General features: G+C 46.3%; 17 protein-coding genes and 1 other annotated feature (1 of these 18 only partly in view). Of the genes, 16 read left to right on the forward strand and 1 reads right to left on the reverse strand.

Annotated elements, in window-relative coordinates; translation table 11 throughout:
• Positions 1 to 149 precede the first annotated feature (149 nt).
• Positions 150 to 1223: a M42 family metallopeptidase gene (locus ASD24_RS11965; RefSeq protein WP_056695895.1), complete on the reverse strand. Its 1074-nt coding sequence runs from the start codon at positions 1221 to 1223 to the stop codon at positions 150 to 152.
• 676 nt (positions 1224 to 1899) lie between these two features.
• Here ASD24_RS11965 and spoVAC point away from each other — a divergent pair.
• The 16 genes from spoVAC (at position 1900) to ASD24_RS12045 (ending at position 15999) form a co-directional block, all read left to right on the forward strand.
• Entirely contained in the window at positions 1900 to 2403 is a 504-nt protein-coding gene (gene spoVAC / locus ASD24_RS11970) for a stage V sporulation protein AC (protein WP_056695899.1), read from the forward strand.
• The gene (gene spoVAD, locus ASD24_RS11975) at positions 2400 to 3416 is read left to right on the forward strand and encodes a stage V sporulation protein AD (RefSeq protein WP_056695901.1); all 1017 of its coding nucleotides are present in this window, start codon (positions 2400 to 2402) and stop codon (positions 3414 to 3416) included. The genes spoVAC and spoVAD overlap by 4 nt, the downstream gene beginning before the upstream one ends.
• Positions 3417 to 3418: 2 nt before the next feature.
• The gene (gene spoVAE / locus ASD24_RS11980) at positions 3419 to 3769 is read left to right on the forward strand and encodes a stage V sporulation protein AE (protein WP_056695903.1); all 351 of its coding nucleotides are present in this window, start codon (positions 3419 to 3421) and stop codon (positions 3767 to 3769) included.
• Positions 3770 to 3989: 220 nt separating this feature from the next.
• Positions 3990 to 4946, forward strand: a complete 957-nt coding sequence (locus tag ASD24_RS11985; protein ID WP_056695906.1) for an AAA family ATPase — start codon at positions 3990 to 3992, stop codon at positions 4944 to 4946.
• A 3-nt stretch (positions 4947 to 4949) separates the two neighbouring features.
• Positions 4950 to 6197, forward strand: a complete 1248-nt coding sequence (locus ASD24_RS11990; RefSeq protein ID WP_082560380.1) for a DUF58 domain-containing protein — start codon at positions 4950 to 4952, stop codon at positions 6195 to 6197.
• A complete protein-coding gene (locus ASD24_RS11995; RefSeq protein WP_056695909.1) occupies positions 6194 to 8407 on the forward strand; it encodes a DUF4129 domain-containing transglutaminase family protein in 2214 nt (737 codons plus the stop codon). The genes ASD24_RS11990 and ASD24_RS11995 overlap by 4 nt, the downstream gene beginning before the upstream one ends.
• A gap of 109 nt (positions 8408 to 8516) precedes the next feature.
• The gene (locus ASD24_RS12000) at positions 8517 to 9044 is read left to right on the forward strand and encodes a YqeG family HAD IIIA-type phosphatase (RefSeq protein WP_056695911.1); all 528 of its coding nucleotides are present in this window, start codon (positions 8517 to 8519) and stop codon (positions 9042 to 9044) included.
• Complete coding sequence (gene yqeH / locus ASD24_RS12005) at positions 9041 to 10168, forward strand: ribosome biogenesis GTPase YqeH (protein ID WP_056695914.1); 1128 nt, start codon at positions 9041 to 9043, stop codon at positions 10166 to 10168. Before ASD24_RS12000 ends, yqeH begins: the two co-directional genes overlap by 4 nt.
• Positions 10169 to 10208: 40 nt before the next feature.
• Complete coding sequence (gene aroE, locus ASD24_RS12010; protein ID WP_082560381.1) at positions 10209 to 11078, forward strand: shikimate dehydrogenase; 870 nt, start codon at positions 10209 to 10211, stop codon at positions 11076 to 11078.
• Positions 11079 to 11192: 114 nt separating this feature from the next.
• Positions 11193 to 11483 carry a ribosome assembly RNA-binding protein YhbY gene (yhbY, locus tag ASD24_RS12015; protein ID WP_056695918.1) on the forward strand — a complete coding sequence of 97 codons (291 nt, stop codon included), beginning with the start codon at positions 11193 to 11195 and terminating at the stop codon, positions 11481 to 11483.
• Positions 11484 to 11495: 12 nt separating this feature from the next.
• The gene (locus tag ASD24_RS12020) at positions 11496 to 12086 is read left to right on the forward strand and encodes a nicotinate-nucleotide adenylyltransferase (protein WP_056695922.1); all 591 of its coding nucleotides are present in this window, start codon (positions 11496 to 11498) and stop codon (positions 12084 to 12086) included.
• A complete protein-coding gene (yqeK, locus tag ASD24_RS12025; RefSeq protein ID WP_056695924.1) occupies positions 12070 to 12636 on the forward strand; it encodes a bis(5'-nucleosyl)-tetraphosphatase (symmetrical) YqeK in 567 nt (188 codons plus the stop codon). Before ASD24_RS12020 ends, yqeK begins: the two co-directional genes overlap by 17 nt.
• 17 nt (positions 12637 to 12653) lie before the next feature.
• Positions 12654 to 13001 carry a ribosome silencing factor gene (gene rsfS / locus ASD24_RS12030; protein ID WP_056695926.1) on the forward strand — a complete coding sequence of 116 codons (348 nt, stop codon included), beginning with the start codon at positions 12654 to 12656 and terminating at the stop codon, positions 12999 to 13001.
• Positions 12998 to 13912 (forward strand): CvfB family protein, encoded by a 915-nt coding sequence (locus tag ASD24_RS12035; RefSeq protein WP_056695928.1) that lies wholly within the window; start codon positions 12998 to 13000, stop codon positions 13910 to 13912. The genes rsfS and ASD24_RS12035 overlap by 4 nt, the downstream gene beginning before the upstream one ends.
• Before the next feature lie 170 nt (positions 13913 to 14082).
• Complete coding sequence (locus ASD24_RS12040; protein ID WP_056695930.1) at positions 14083 to 14853, forward strand: class I SAM-dependent DNA methyltransferase; 771 nt, start codon at positions 14083 to 14085, stop codon at positions 14851 to 14853.
• Between the two features lie 156 nt (positions 14854 to 15009).
• Complete coding sequence (locus ASD24_RS12045) at positions 15010 to 15999, forward strand: phosphotransferase family protein (protein ID WP_082560382.1); 990 nt, start codon at positions 15010 to 15012, stop codon at positions 15997 to 15999.
• A 55-nt stretch (positions 16000 to 16054) separates the two neighbouring features.
• Positions 16055 to 16208 (forward strand) — a binding site (T-box leader); it runs 116 nt beyond the window's last position.

The following is a 16208-nucleotide window of genomic DNA, read 5'->3' on the forward strand; positions in this document are numbered from 1 at the left end:
TTCTTCCGTTCTTGTATCTTATGTGTAATTTCCTATAATGTTCGACCTATTAATCTATCCTTTTTGAACACGTACTATTGGTGAAAACGAAAAAAGAGACATCCCGACATAGTCAGGACATCTCTTGAAATAAAGCGTACGTTCAGATGTTAAGCATTATTGATAATGGTATTCATCGTGGAGCGATCCAGACCTTTGACGAGCTTCACAATCAATTCTTTCGCTGCATCATAGTCATCTGTATGGATGATGGAGGAGGAAGTGTGAATGTAACGAGCACAGATTCCAATAACGGTGGAAGGGACACCAATACCGCTCAGATGAACCTGTCCTGCATCTGTTCCTCCTGGTGAGATGAAGTATTGCATCTTAATCTGGTTGGAGGATGCTGTATCCTGCACATACTCAACCATACCACGGTGGGTGAACATGCCTGGATCAAAAATACGCAGCAATGCGCCTTGTCCAATATGTCCAAAGGATTGCTTGTCTCCTGTCATATCATTGGCTGCACTACAGTCGAGTGCGAAGAAGATATCAGGCTCAATGAGATTTGCAGCGGTACGTGCGCCGCGAAGACCCAATTCCTCTTGAACGGTTGCTCCGGAATATAGGATATTAGGCAATTTTTCTTTGTGAAGTGCCTCAACGAGTTCCAGTGCGAGACCAACACCATAACGGTTATCCCACGCCTTAGCCATGATTTTCTTCGGATTCGCCATTGGTGTAAATTCACAAATAGGTACAATTTGCATGCCCGGATGGATGCCCCATGACTCCGCTTCAGCGCGGTTATCTGCACCAATATCCAGGTACATGGTGTTCAGATCCACCGGCTTGCTGCGCTGGGACTCATCCAAAAGATGTGTAGGTGTAGAGCCCACAACCCCAGTAATTCGGCGCTTAGGTGTGATGATCTGAAGTCGTTGTGACAACACAGCCTGGCTCCACCATCCACCCAGTGGACGGAATTTAATCATACCGGTTTCTGTAATGCCAGTCGTCATGAAGCCTACTTCATCAAAATGCCCAGCAACCATTACTTTAGGGCCTGATTCATCCCCGCGTAATACACCAAACAGACTACCTAAGCGATCCTGAACAAATTCATCCGTGTAAGCGGATAGCTGCTCTTTCATCCAACCACGAAGCTCACGTTCAAAGCCCGAAGCAGAAGGGAATTCAGTCAGTGTGCGAAACATATCCATTGTTTTTTCATTCATATGTGGACAACTCCTCTGTTCTTATGTAGTTCAAGTCTCAGCAGAACGGCTGCTGGACATGGAATCCTGTCATTTCAGGATCAATTATTAACCACCGGTCATAACCAGTATGAACCTTGCGCACGTAATTGTCCATGTTTACGTCACGTATATCAGGCATATTGAGTTCTGATTTTCACTGCATATTTGTATGAAATCCGCACAAGCCCTGATCCACCGAATAGCTGTTTGAATAGGAATACATAGATAGGAATGGTTTACCTCTCAGGGAAACCACATCTTTTGTTCTATACGTTTGAGCAATAGGAAGGAGTTGCATACAACTAGATGAAGCCACCTGATGAAGGTAATGAAGCAGTTCTTTTCATCGTCTTATTTATTTTACTCGTTATCATCCTGCTTTATTTGTAAGAGCATGATTGTATACATTCAAGGAAGGCATAGAGGGAAAGCTTTATTAGAATGCAGTATAGTTTGTAGCCCTATGAATAGAAATGATCCGGCGCTTATATCAGCAAATTCAAATCGTTAACACACTGGAAACATATGCTGCATTTCGCCGGATACATAACCTTCTGAACATTGACAAACAATGTATCTAGGATTACACACGTCCAACCATTGCATACAGGAATGAATTCGCGTTCTCATTCCATTTCGAAGGAGGTTCTGTACATTGCCAGCTCAGACGAAAGGAACCGGCAGCAAAAAATCACCATCACTGTCCATAAGTGAACAGGAATATAAAAAGGTAGCCAAAAAGCATGAACCCGCACGTCCTCTTGTGGCCAACTGTATCAAAGCGTTTTTTGTTGGTGGATTTATCTGCCTGATTGGACAGGCTATTCAAGAAGCTTTCATGGCGGGATTTGATATGACGTCAAAGGAAGCAGCAAGTCCCACCGTAGCGGTGATGATCTTTATTTCGGTCGTGCTCACTTGTCTTGGCGTATACGATAAAATCGCACAATGGGCAGGGGCAGGTACAGCAGTTCCGGTTACAGGTTTTGCCAACTCCATGTGTTCTGCGGCACTGGAGCATAGGGCGGAAGGGTTGGTGCTTGGTGTAGGTGCAAATATGTTTAAACTGGCTGGCTCCGTTATCGTGTTTGGTGTAGTCGCAGCATTTATTATCGGGATCGTGTACGCCTTTCTCGGATATGGGGGAGGACATCTATGAAGCGATTAGGACGTCAAACCTGGAAATTTGAAAATCGTCCACGTATTGTCGGCAGGGCTGCTGTTGTGGGGCCTGACGAGGGACAAGGACCGCTCGCCTCTGATTTTGACTACGTATACGACAATCTGGAGATTGGCGAGAAAACATGGGAGAAGGGGGAGCGCAAGCTATTAGAGCAGGCGACTCAACTAGCGTTGATCAATGCGAATATTACCAAAGAAGAGCTTCAGTTTTTCATTGGTGGAGATCTCATGAACCAGATCATCAGTAGTTCGTTCTCGGCTCGTAAGCTAGGAGCACCCTTCCTCGGTGTGTTTGGTGCATGCTCCACCTCGATGGAAAGTCTGGCATTGGCTTCTCTCATTGTGGATTCTGGGGGCGGTGACTACGTTCTTGCAGGAACGGTCAGTCACAACTGTACCGTAGAGAAGCAGTTTCGTTATCCGACCGAGTATGGGTCACAGAAGCCGCCTTATGCACAGTATACCGTCACAGGAGCAGGCTGCGGAGTTGTATCGCGAACAGGCGAAGGGCCTGTCATTACACATGCAACGATCGGTCGTGTTATGGATTTGGGCATTAAAGATCCATTTAACATGGGAGCAGCTATGGCACCTGCGGCTGCGGATACGTTGGTTTCCCATTTCCGTGACACAGGGCTTGAGCCGGGTTATTACGATCTTATTGTTACGGGAGATCTTGCTTCGGTCGGATTACCGATCACCAAAGAACTTTTGCATAAAGAAGGCATTCCAATGGAACAAACGGTGTTTAACGACTGTGGATTGATGATCTACGACCGTAAGAAGCAGCCTCAGGTTGTGGCAGGGGGAAGTGGCTGTGGCTGCTCCGCATCTGTAACCTATGGGCATATTCTAAACCGAATGCAAAAGGGCGATTTAAAACGTGTTCTGGTGGTAGCAACGGGAGCTTTATTGTCACCGCTGTCTTACCAGCAGGGCGAGAGTATTCCTTGTATTGCACATGCCGTTTCCATCGAGAAGGAGGGATAAAAATGCAATTTCTGTGGGCATTTATCGTTGGAGGCTTAATCTGTGTCATTGGACAGCTTCTTATGGATGGGGTCAAACTGACACCAGCACATACGATGAGTACGTTGGTAGTTGCAGGCGCTGTGGCTGATGCCTTTGGTCTCTATGATCCACTGGTGAAATTTGCAGGTGCTGGTGCTTCCATTCCCATTACGAGTTTTGGTAATTCCTTAGTCCATGGAGCATTAACCGAACTGGAGAAAGAAGGCTGGCTTGGTGTAATTACTGGTATCTTCGATCTAACTGCAGCGGGGATTTCCGCAGCGATTATCTTCTCATTTCTTGCGGCACTTGTTGTTCGTCCAAAAGGCTGATCGTTGTAGTGGTACAGGGGCAGTGTGGGCAGATAGATGAAAAGAATTTCCAAAGAGGCTTCGGATAACTCTTATCCGGGTCTCTTTTTGTCGTATTCATGCGTGAATAGCGGTGAATCGGACGGCTGGAAACAAATTGTGATTCTCTTCGAGTGTACTCGCGCCCATGGATCATGTACAATAAAAGGAAATCTGTATGCTTTTTTAGGAGGTTAGACATATGCCTGTGCGCAAAGAGTCGATCCAAATCATTTCAGCAGTCCGTTCTAATCTAGAATCTTGCATAATGGGGAAATCCTTTGAAATTCAACTTTTGCTCACAGCTTTGCTTGCAGGCGGCCACGTTTTAATTGAAGACGTACCGGGAACAGGCAAGACACAACTGATCAAAGCCTTATCAAAATCGATGCGCGGCGAATACCGACGTATTCAATGTAATCCAGATATTTTACCGAGTGACATTACGGGTGTATCCGTGTTCCACCCACGTGATGAGCGCTTTTACTTCCGTCCAGGTCCAGTCATGACGAACATATTGCTGGCAGACGAGATTAACCGAGCTACAACGAAGACTCAATCGGCGTTGCTTGAGGTTATGGAAGAACGCAGTGTAACCGTAGACGGAGATACGTACGATTTGCCACATCCGTTTATGCTCTGTGCTACGCAGAACCCGATTGATTTTGAAGGAACATATACATTGCCGGAGGCACAACTAGACCGGTTTATGTTGAAAATAAGCCTTGGTTATCCAGATAAGGATATCGAGAAAACACTGCTGAAGCAGCATCAGTCGGGTCAACCGGTTGACCGACTCGAGTCGGTGACTCATATGGATCAGATCTCTGCTATCCAGCAGGAGATCAAGGAAGTATTCATTGGTGATCCAGTGATGGATTATTTGCTGGATGTTGTTCGTACCACACGCTCCCATCCATCCGTATTGCTCGGTGCCAGCCCGCGGGCGGCCATTTCCTTTATGTCAGCGGTAAAAGCCTTCGCCTTCCTACAGGAACGGGACTATGTGCTTCCCGATGATGTGAAGACAATGGCGCCATATGTCATCTCTCATCGGATTGTGCTACGTCCTGAGGCGAGACTGGATAGCATGAGTTCTGAAGCCGTTCTGAACTCTGTACTTCAGCAGATACGTGTGCCCGTTTCTATGGGGCAATAGTTTATGAAGCCGCTTTTGAGTACCGTCAAAAGAGGGATAAGGCACCCCCGCGTTTGGAGCATCGCGGCGGTGTGGATGTGCTGCCTTGCGTATGTTCTATTTCAAGGTGGTAAGACATCCATCATGTTATTATCGATGGTTACCCTGCTCTGTCTGTACCTTGCCATTGCTGGTTTTAGTGGTGTAAGACGCGCTAAGGGAGCTAGGGCATTGTCATCAGGTCAGGATCATGAAGAATTGCTGCATGCAGGTGATCAGGTTCAAGTTCAGCTTCGAGTGAACATTCCCGGATTTCTGCCGCTTCCTTATGTGGTCGTACGCGAGATGCTACATCGCCACAACGGTGAATCATGGTCGTTCCGTGAGAGCCTAATTCCCAATATGAGGGGCGTTGGTGAGCTGTCGTTTCAGACACCGCCGCTCGAACGTGGAAAATATGTATTTTCCAAAACGGAATGTTCAAGTGAAGATATTTTTGGATTGATTGAGCATCGCGGGACGTTTAAGGCCAAGGGCGAATTTCGAGTGTTACCACGAACTGTGTTTATCCCCTACTGGCAGTTATATGATCGCAAATCACGATTATCTGGACCACAGACAGCACAGACACGCTCACGCCGAGAAACAACCCAGATTAATGGTGTTCGCGACTATGTATACGGGGATCGTCTCTCTCGCATTCATTGGAATGCCACAGCGAAGACCGGTTCATGGAAATCGAAAGAGTTCGAGCACGAATCTGTGCCCAAAACCGTTCTGGTTATCGATGCACTGGCAGCCAGCTATGAACAGAGTGAAACATTTGAATTAGCGGTGTCCACTGCAGCATCTTTATTGGAATACGGTTCAAGAGAGCGGATGGGAATGGGATTGATGACCTTGTCTGATAAGAACACATTCCTCGCACCTAGCGAAAGTCTCATTGACCGTCAGAAGATGATGCATCATCTGGTGGACATTCAATACAACGGGCAGGATCGTCGCTTGCTTCCGGGTGTAGAGAAGCTTGGGCGTCAGTTGCCGCAAGGAGCTTATTTCGTTTTGATTTCACCTCAGAAGGATGAGAAGGCATTAGAATTGTTAAGATGGGCGGATACCCGGGGGATGACACCTTGTCATGTCGTGATCGATCCCCAAGGCTCTCGTCAGAGCGCAGAGTGGTCTGCTATGCTGCGTGGTAGAGGTACAAGATCCTTCACGGTTGCCCATCTTCAGGAGCTCCCAACGGTTATGGGGGGAGGTTCCGCATGAATACAACAGGCAAACAACTAGCATCTGGCAAAAGATCGTGGTATCAAGCCGCATCGCTACTATGGATCTTTCTGATTGCGATGCAGTGGCTGTCGTTTACTAAGGAATCGTGGTATAACGAGACGACCTCTTTGGTATTGTGGACGCTGGCAGCTATGAGTGTGCTTGAAGTGATTTTGCCATTTAAGCTTATCTATCGCACGATCATTAAAGCGATTGTTCTTATTTATATTTTGCATAAAACCTTAATTGATTACTCTGTGTATATTCCTTATGGTCCGTTTACGGAACGGGTGGAGCAATTTATCTATAACTCTAATCCATATATCTGGTTTTCCCTATGTGCCTGGGTCATGCTTGAAGCTGCGTTACGCTTAGTAAACACAACTCGGCGCATTCTAGTATTCTTGGGTATTAATATTGTATCCATGGGTATTCTGGATTCCTTCACTCAGATTTCCCTATGGATTGAGGTTGCTTGGGTGATGTTTGCAGGTATGGGTTGGTTAGTATGTCAGCACTTCCGCAACTTTCAAGTTTATTATCCACAAGGCTGGAAGCGACTCATTCGGTATCCATACAAAATCATTGCCAATATCGCCATCATTTTTTCTCTTGTTATTGTAGCAAGTGTGAACATGCCGGAAGTACCGCCTACTCTGACAGATCCATATACAGCATGGCGTAACTATACCGGAACTTCGACCAGTCAGGCCGGCAATGGAACACTCGATATTCCAAATTCAACAGAGTCTGGATATAGTCGTGAAGATAATCAACTTGGTGGCGGTTTTAACTTTGACTACACACCTGTGATGTCTGTACAGACCAATGAGCGTAGTTACTGGCGTGGTGAGACTCGTGAAGAGTACACCGGAACAGGCTGGGATGACCGTAGACGGGCTTCAACTGAAGAGGTGCAGCCTGGCGAAACGTTGCAGAATGATGATGCAGGTAGTGGGAATACGAAACAAGTGACGCAAAAAGTAACGATGCTGAATGATACGGTTTATCCGATTATGTTTGGAGCGTACTCCATTGCAGAGGTCACTTCCATTGATGGACAGACGGAGTCTAATCGAATGCTCTGGAATCCAGAGCAGGCTGAGTTGCTGCTGATGACAAATCGACAACAACCTCAGTATCCCAAAACGTATACAATCGTATCTGAAGCGCCAGTGGTTATAGAGGATGAGCTTCGTACAAAATCTTTTGACGATCTGTACGGAAGTAATCCAGCCGACGATATGTATTTACAGTTACCGTCCCGTTTCCCGGATCGAGTCACGGACTTAGCAAACGAAATTACGGCTTCTGCAAATACTCCGTATGAAAAAGTAGCATTACTGCAAAACTATTTACAAACCAATTTTGAATACACCAATAATCCGGATTTATCCCGGAAAGTGAGCAGTGACTTTGTCGAAGGATTCCTATTCGATGTAATGGAAGGTTACTGTGATTACTTCTCCACAGCTCTAGTTATGATGGCGCGTTCTGAAGGGATTCCGGCTCGCTGGGTTAAAGGTTATGCACCAGGACAATTGTCTCTCAACTCAGACATGCAGGCACCTCGTCAACCTGGCTCTGAGATTGAGACCACCTATACAGTAACCAATGCGGATGCGCACTCTTGGGCTGAAGTTTACTTTGGTGAGTATGGATGGATTCCAGTTGAAGCGACACCTGGCTTTGATATGCCTTTGTTAACAGAGGCACCTGATGTGCAGCCGGTTGACGAGCCTGAAGAGCAGCCAGAAGAAGAGCCGGTGCAAGAAGAAGAACAGACACCTGTATCTGAGCAAGCGACATCTGGTGTACCAACATTCGTCATTTGGATGGCTGTAGCCATCCTGATCGCATGGGTTGCCTACATGTTCTGGCGGAACCGCTTCTCTCTTCGTTTCTTGTTGCTTCGTCTACGAACAGGCGAGCCGCTTACACCAGAGCAGAAGGTTGTAGCTGAAACGGAACGCTGGATTCGTTATGTGAAACGTAAAGGCTTAACCCGCAGTGGGGACGAAACGCTGCGTGAATCAGTTAACCGCTGGAGCCAGTCTGTACCAGCATCTGCAGCCACGCTGCATGAACTGTTAGCATGGTTTGAGCGTACGCGTTATAGTCCAGCATCTGTAACTTCAGATGATTGGAAGGCAGTGTATGAGACAGCCTTGAAGCTACGGAAGGAACTCAAAGCGGAACGGGCGTAATTATCGCCTGTCCCGTTTTTCCTTTTTTCCAGCGCTTCAAGCATTGTATGCATTTTCAGGAAAGACGGATTTGTGATATAGTGTGTCGTATGAAACTGAGGTGACTTCTTTGTTTAAAATGTTAATGCCCAAGCTGCGAGTAGACACAGTTTTTGACATTAATCTGGAAGAGCTGTACGCTCAAGGCTATCGTGGAATAATAACTGATCTGGACAATACGCTTGTTGGAGCTAAAGCCCCTGATGCAACGCCAGAACTGATTGAATGGTTTGCACGTGTGAAAAAGGCAGGCTTCAAACTGATGATTGTGTCCAATAACAATTTGAATCGTGTATCCTTGTTTGCTACGCCACTGGATATCCAGTTTGTGCACAGTGCACGCAAACCATCGAATGCACCGTTTCGTAGAGCAATGAAAATGATGGAGTTAACTCCAGATAAAACGATTGTGGTAGGTGATCAGATGTTAACCGATGTATATGGAGGTAACCGGCTAGGGCTTCATACCGTGCTGGTGCTACCCATCTCCATCGGTGATGAAGGATTCATGACCCGATTCAATCGACGCGTGGAACGGATTGCTCTAACGAGTTTACGCAAGAAAGGCTTATGGCTTGAGGAGGAAAATAAGAAATGACAGACACGCATAACGGCAATCTTGCCGTAAGATGCAGCGGATGCGGGGTGCATCTGCAAACAGAAGATCAGGATAAACCCGGATTTATTCCTGAGAAGGCGCTGGATCGCGAACCGGTAATATGCCAGCGTTGTTTCCGTATCAAAAATTATAATGAATCATCATCTGTAACCGTTGACCAAGACGAGTTCCTAGCTTTGCTGAGCCAGATCGGGGATAAGGATGCACTTGTCATCCATATCGTTGATTTGTTTGACTTTGACGGTAGCGTGATCTCTGGCCTACAACGTTTTGTCGGTAACAATCCGGTATTACTTGTAGTAAACAAAACGGACTTGCTACCTAAAGTAACAAACTGGAATAAGGTTCGCAACTGGGTGCAAAAACAAGCTAAGGAGCAGGGACTGCGCACTGTAGATGTGTTGCTCGTTAGCGCTAAGCAAAATCAAGGTTTCGAACGTCTCCTTGAATTGGTAAGCACTTATCGTGAAGATCGTGACGTTTACGTGGTCGGGGGTACTAATGTGGGTAAATCTACATTGATTAACCGACTGATTCGTGACTATAGTGATCTGGAACAAGAACTGACAACATCCCGTTATCCAGGAACAACACTGGATATGGTGAACATTCCATTAGAAGATGGAAAGTTCATTATTGATACACCAGGGATCGTGTATCCATGGCGTTTCAGTGAGATCGTATCTCGCAAAGACTTAGCTGCAATTATGCCGGACAAGCCGCTTAAGCCTGCCGTGTATCAATTAAATGCAGGTCAAGCGCTGTTCTTTGGCGGTATGGCTCGTTTCGACTTTGTAGAGGGTGAACGCCAGTCCTTCACATGTTTTATCAGCACAGCGTTGAATATTCACCGGACGAAGCTAGAACGCGCGGATGAATTGTACCGTGATCATCTAGGAGAATTGCTTACCCCGCCAACACGCGAAGGTGCTTCGGAGATGCCAGAATGGACTCGTCATGAATTCCGTATCAAACGTGGAAGTCAATCCGATATCTTTATCTCCGGTCTAGGCTGGGTTAAAGTGAACGGAGACAATGGGGCTCTCGTAGCTGTTCATGTACCTAAAGGTATCCGGGTACTCGTTCGTCCTTCTCTGATCTAACCAGGTCAGTAACATTTTCATCAGATCGGAGGTGGACGCATTGTCTGAACAAAAGAAAACCACGACTTCACTTCCAGTGTTGCTAGGCGTTATGGGTGATCCTATTGCTCATTCCAAGTCTCCAGCTATGCATAATGCAGCTTTAAAGGCTGCAGAAGTGAATGGAATCTATATGCCACTCCATGTTCATCCCGAACAATTGCAGGCAGCGGTTAGAGGCATTGTTGCTCTGGGGTATCGCGGTGTGAATGTCACCATTCCTCACAAGGAGCATGTTATGTCTTATCTGGATGAGATCGATGAGAGTGCACGGTTGATTGGTGCAGTGAATACCATTGTCAATAAGGACGGAAAGCTGATAGGCTATAATACGGATGGCATTGGTTATGTACGGTCACTTAAGGAAGAAGCTGTGCCTGACCTTGCAGGCAAACGGATCGCTGTGCTAGGTGCAGGAGGAGCTGCTAGAGGAGTCATATATGCGCTGGCTCTAGAGAAGCCTGAACGCATTCACATATTGAATCGTACAGCTGAGCGAGCCGTCGAACTCGCTTCGGATCTGCGGGCACATGGTTTAGGTGAGATTACAGGCAGTGGAATGGAGGAAGCGGCGGTTGTGCTTGCTTCCGCTGATATTGTCATTAATACAACGGCTGCTGGTATGCATCCCCATGTGGAGGATGTTCCGGTGGATCCTACACTGATTCGTGTAGACGCAGCCGTAAGTGATCTCATCTATAATCCACTGGAGACACGTCTGCTGCGTGAATCACGCCTACGTGGATGTACAGTGCATGGTGGTCTGGGGATGTTTGTATATCAGGGCGCAGTGGCTTTTGAACATTGGTTCGGTATCCAGGCTCCTGTGGAGACAATGAGACAAGCGGTACTAGACAGCTTCGATAAGTAACAAGCAAATTTAAGTGAATAATAAATAATGACATTAAAATATAATTGAACAGCCAAGCCTGACAGAGATCTTCTGTCACAGGTCTGCGCTGAGCATAAGGAGTATGGAGTATTCATGTTAACAGGTAAACAAAAACGCTTTTTGCGTTCACAAGCACATCATCTAACCCCGGTGTTTCAGATCGGTAAAGGTGGCACAAACGATCATCTGTTCCGTCACATTGAAGATGCGATCGAAAAACGCGAGTTGATGAAAGTTCAAATTTTGAACAACAATCTAGACGATAAAAACGAAATCGCGGCAGAACTTGTTCGTGAGACTGGCAGTGAGCTAGTACAAGTGATTGGTAGCACGATTGTCCTGTATAAGGAATCACGCGACAACAAACAAATCGAACTTCCTTAGGACGGTGACATCATGAAGATTGGTATCATGGGTGGGACATTCGATCCAATCCATATGGGACATCTGTTGGCCGCTGAAGCTGCGAGGGATTCCCATGCACTGGATGAAATCTGGTTCATGCCCTCCCATGTTCCACCACACAAGCGTGGAGCCGGGGCTTCGGGGCAGCAACGTCTGGATATGACGGAAGCGGCGATCCAAGATGTACAGCAATATGAGATGCTGGATATTGAAATGGAGCTTGGTGGCGTATCTTATACGATCGACACGATGAAGGAGCTATGGAATCGTTATCCAGAGCATGATTTTTACTTTATCATTGGTGCAGATATGGTCAACTATCTACCCAAATGGGAACAGATTGAGGAGCTTGCAGCACGCTTGACCTTTATCGGAGTAGGAAGACCTGGCTTTCAGCTTCATCTGGATGACTTACCCGATGAGCTGCAAGACAAAGTATTGCTGGCAGAGATGCCGCTCGTCGACATATCATCCACTGCCATACGTAAACGTCTTGCGAAGGGACAATCGGTACGTTTCATGATTCCTGTTGCAGTTCATGAATATATTGTAAGGAGCGGTTTATATGGCACTAAGCCGTGAGGAACTCATCCAAGCTGTTTCGGGTCAAATGCCGGAGAAACGCTGGAAGCATACACTTGGCGTGATGCAATCTGCCGTATATTTGGCTGGAAAATATGGTGCAGATCCCGTAAAGGCGGATCTGGCCGCCATATTGCACGATGTTGCCAAGTACTGGCCTGTATCAGAGTTGGAAGCAGTCATCCGTGACAATGGATTAAACGAAGACCTGTTGCAGCATGACAAGCAGCTCTGGCACTCAGAGGTTGGTGCTTTTGTAGCACAGCGGGATTACGGAATTGATGATCTGGAGATCATTAATGCTATTCGTTGGCATACCTCTGGGAGAGTGGGCATGAGTCTACTAGATAAAGTGGTATGTCTTGCGGATTATATTGAGCCGGGAAGAGATTTTCCGGGTGTGGATCGCATTCGTGAACAGGCTGAACACAGTCTGGAGGAAGGGTTAATTGCTGGTTTTGACTCAACGATTAGCTTGCTGTTATCACAGCGGAGAGTGATTTACCCTTTAACCATGTTTGCACGTAATGATCTGATTACACAATTATAAACTATGGAGGTTGGTTCATGACATTATCATCGAAAGAACTAATGAATATGGCGGTTACAGCCGCAGACGATAAAAAGGCATCCAACATTGTAGCGCTGGATCTGGTGGGAATTTCACTGGTAGCAGACTATTTTGTGATCTGCCACGGTAACTCGGATACACAGGTACAATCTATTGCAACAGAGATTCGTAAACAGGCTCACGCCGCAGGTGTAACGATTAAAGGTATTGAGGGTATGGATTCGGCACGCTGGGTTCTGATGGATCTAGGGGACGTGGTTGTTCATATCTTCCACCGCGATGAGCGTGAATACTACAACATCGAACGTTTATGGTCGGATGCTAAAGTGGTGGAAACAGTATGAGTTTGATTGCAGGAACTGTTGTCTCTTTGCGGGTTGAACGTGAAGTATCTCCGTTTGGCTACTTTTTGACGACTGGATCGGAAGATGTACTGCTTCACTATACAGAGCTGACACGTGATATCAAAATCGATGAGAAGCTGGAAGTCTTTATCTTCTTCGATACGGAAGATCGCCTTGCTGCGACGATGAAGAAGCCTTATCTTACTCTTGGGGAAATGGCACGACTTGTTGTGGCTGACATACATCCACGGCTCGGTTGTTTTCTAGAAATGGGTCTGGGTCGGCAACTACTGCTTCCTATCCGTGAATTGCCTGAATTAGAAGAACTGCGTCCACAGGTTGGGGACGAGGTTTTTGTTATCATGGAGCATGATAAGCAAGGTCGTCTTCGTGCGAAATTGGCTGGAGAACGTGAACTTGCACCGTTAGCTTTCCATGCACCGACATCATGGCTCAATGAATGGGTCGAAGCGACGGTGTACAAGCCATTGCAAATGGGTACTTTTGTGCTTGTGGAAGGTGGTGTGCTTGGTTTTGGTGCCATTGGCATGATCCATTCCTCCGAGCGTACCCACTTGTTGCGTCTCGGCGAGAAAGTGAAATGCCGGGTAACGCTGGTTCGTGAGGATGGACGTGTGAACCTAGCAACGTCTCTTCGCAAAGAGGTAGGTCGTAACGAGGATGCGGACAAGCTGCTCGCGTTTATGAAAGAGCGTCCAACAGGTGGTATGCCTTATTCGGATGCGACGCCACCGGATATTATTAAACAGCGTTTTGGCATCAGCAAATCCGCCTTCAAGCGTGCTTTAGGTAAGCTAATGAAGGATGGACTAGTCACTCAGAAAGAAAACTGGACATACTTGACGGACGCTGCTTCGCAAGCTACTGCTCCAGATTCGGACAAGAACTAGTAACGCTATTAACGTTGAACTTAAGCTAAATGAAGACTCTTGTGAGTCTGATGTAAAAAAGCAGGGCAAGGCTGGGTGAACTCCGGATGCCCCTGCTTTTTCGTTTGTTTTATAAATTATAATTTTTGTTGAACTATATAATAAAATGAATTGAAAGTGCGGTGCCTGACATGTCTTACCGTAAATTTGCCTATGTTTACGATGAATTAATGGAAGATATGCCTTATCCGGACTGGATAAGGTTCGCTAGAACAGCCTGGGAGCGTCACGGGATGCCCAAAAGTATAGCAGAACTTGGTTGTGGAACAGGTTCGATTACGATCCCTTTGGTTAACTCAGGATTCGAGGTGACGGGGATCGACCTGTCGGCGGATATGCTATCTGTGGCTCGCAGTAAGATGGAAGCTACTCCCCAAGGGCATCGTTTGTACCGTGAAGGCAGTGTACGGTGGGTACAGCAAGATATGTGCGAATGGAGAGTACCTGAGCCTGTAGACTCGGTTATTTCATTCTGTGACTGTATTAACTATTTGCTGGAGCAGGACGATGTCATCCGCACCTTCCAACGAACGTACGAAATGATGAAGCCAGGAGGAACATTCCTGTTCGATGTGCATCATCCCAATACATTTATTCGATATGAAGAAGAACAGCCTTTTGTACTGGACGAACGCTCGATATCCTATATCTGGACAAGTGCGTTAGACTCGGAACGATGTGAGATCGAACATCATCTCAGCATTTTCTCACGTGTTGATGATGGGGGGAAGGATCTCTATCAGAGGTTTGAAGAGGTGCATGTGCAGCGTGCATACGATCCGGAGTGGATGAAGCTGGAGTTACGGAAGGCGGGATTCCGCGATGTCAGCGTGTACGCAGATTTTGAGTGGGAAGAAGCAGGGGATGGCGCGCAGCGTCTGTTCTATGTTGCTATCAAATAATTAGTCTTGTTCATCGCCCTTGCATATGCGGAGGGCGTTTTTTTATTTTGATCAGAATAGGAGCGTTGAAACGTGATCTAAGCTATTGCCAGTTAAGTGTGGGGAAGCCATAATAACACTAACGGAAAGCGTTTTCCTTTTTTTTGATGAGATAAGATGACGAACTTAAGAAGGACAGGTGATTATGGGGTGGAAAGTAAATACAAAACAAAGCTAACTTCGGGACAGTTAGAACGGATAGTAACCCAAATATTAAATAGTGAACTATCTGAGTATCAGGAAATGAATGAAGGCTGGGCGAACCAGGCATATCGGCTCCTGTTAAAAGATGGGCAGACGGTGGTGCTCAAAATAGCCCCTACGGATAAATCCAATCTGATGCGTTGTGAACAAGGGTTAATGAAGACTGAAGTCGAGGCGCTGCGTCTTGTGTCAGAACTAACGGATGTACCTGTTCCTTGTGTACTTGCGTATGATGACTCGCTAACTCTTGCTCCCTCAGAATATTTTATTATGGAGCATATGACAGGTAAGCCGTATAACCAAGTGAAAGAGCACTGTAGCGTTGAAAAACAGGAAGCGATTGAGGAACAGATTGGGCGTTACAATCGAAGATTGAATGGAATCAAAGGCGAACAATTTGGTTATTTCTCAACGGGAAGACAACGTTATTCCACATGGAAAGAAGCTTTCCTACAACTGATGGATGATGTATTAATCGATGGGGAAAAGGCAGGGATTACGTTTTCAATGCCTTACGAGGAGTTGGAGCGTTTGATTCAGGCCAGAGCTGATGTCCTCGATGATGTGCTAGAACCTGTGTTTATTAGCTGGGATCTGTGGGATGGCAATGTGCTGGTTGAGAATGGTCGAATTACCGCCATTATTGACTTTGAGCGATCACTCTGGGCAGATCCATTGATGGAGCACTATTTTAGTCATTTTAATTACACGACTGGCTTTTTGAAGGGTTACGGTACATCCATTACAACACCAAGTGAACGAAGCAGAAGAGCGTTATATGATCTGTATTTTGATTTATTACTTCTGATCGAATGTGCATACCGGCAGTTTGATGATCAAGATCATATTCAGTGGACGATTCACAATCTAGAAGAAAGCATTGAGCGGTTTCGGTTAGGCTGAGGTCTGTCATTGACTTTAGCGGTACTTTTTTATATAATGTTTCCGATATTGTATACATATTTCGATGATAAGGATCAGTAGTGAGTCCTGTACATGACAGAGAGTCGGCGGTTGGTGCAAGCCGATTGGCAGTATTTCACGAACTCGCCTTGGAGAAATGCGGTGATTACACCATCCGATACTTAACCGATGTCTATTCGGTGGGTGAA

Source organism: Paenibacillus sp. Root52, from assembly GCF_001426865.1.
GTDB lineage: Bacteria > Bacillota > Bacilli > Paenibacillales > Paenibacillaceae > Paenibacillus.

Excerpts from the sequence above, each read along its gene's own strand:
- ASD24_RS11990 (WP_082560380.1), top strand. The coding sequence starts at position 4,950 with ATGAAGCCGCTTTTGAGTACCGTCAAAAGAGGGATAAGGCACCCCCGC.
- ASD24_RS12040 (WP_056695930.1), top strand. The coding sequence starts at position 14,083 with ATGTCTTACCGTAAATTTGCCTATGTTTACGATGAATTAATGGAAGAT.
- ASD24_RS12045 (WP_082560382.1), top strand. The coding sequence starts at position 15,010 with ATGACGAACTTAAGAAGGACAGGTGATTATGGGGTGGAAAGTAAATAC.
- yqeK (WP_056695924.1), top strand. The coding sequence starts at position 12,070 with ATGGCACTAAGCCGTGAGGAACTCATCCAAGCTGTTTCGGGTCAAATG.
- rsfS (WP_056695926.1), top strand. The coding sequence starts at position 12,654 with ATGACATTATCATCGAAAGAACTAATGAATATGGCGGTTACAGCCGCA.
- spoVAD (WP_056695901.1), top strand. The coding sequence starts at position 2,400 with ATGAAGCGATTAGGACGTCAAACCTGGAAATTTGAAAATCGTCCACGT.
- ASD24_RS11965 (WP_056695895.1), bottom strand. The coding sequence starts at position 1,223 with ATGAATGAAAAAACAATGGATATGTTTCGCACACTGACTGAATTCCCT.
- ASD24_RS12020 (WP_056695922.1), top strand. The coding sequence starts at position 11,496 with ATGAAGATTGGTATCATGGGTGGGACATTCGATCCAATCCATATGGGA.
- spoVAE (WP_056695903.1), top strand. The coding sequence starts at position 3,419 with ATGCAATTTCTGTGGGCATTTATCGTTGGAGGCTTAATCTGTGTCATT.
- ASD24_RS11985 (WP_056695906.1), top strand. The coding sequence starts at position 3,990 with ATGCCTGTGCGCAAAGAGTCGATCCAAATCATTTCAGCAGTCCGTTCT.
- yqeH (WP_056695914.1), top strand. The coding sequence starts at position 9,041 with ATGACAGACACGCATAACGGCAATCTTGCCGTAAGATGCAGCGGATGC.
- ASD24_RS12035 (WP_056695928.1), top strand. The coding sequence starts at position 12,998 with ATGAGTTTGATTGCAGGAACTGTTGTCTCTTTGCGGGTTGAACGTGAA.
- yhbY (WP_056695918.1), top strand. The coding sequence starts at position 11,193 with ATGTTAACAGGTAAACAAAAACGCTTTTTGCGTTCACAAGCACATCAT.
- ASD24_RS11995 (WP_056695909.1), top strand. The coding sequence starts at position 6,194 with ATGAATACAACAGGCAAACAACTAGCATCTGGCAAAAGATCGTGGTAT.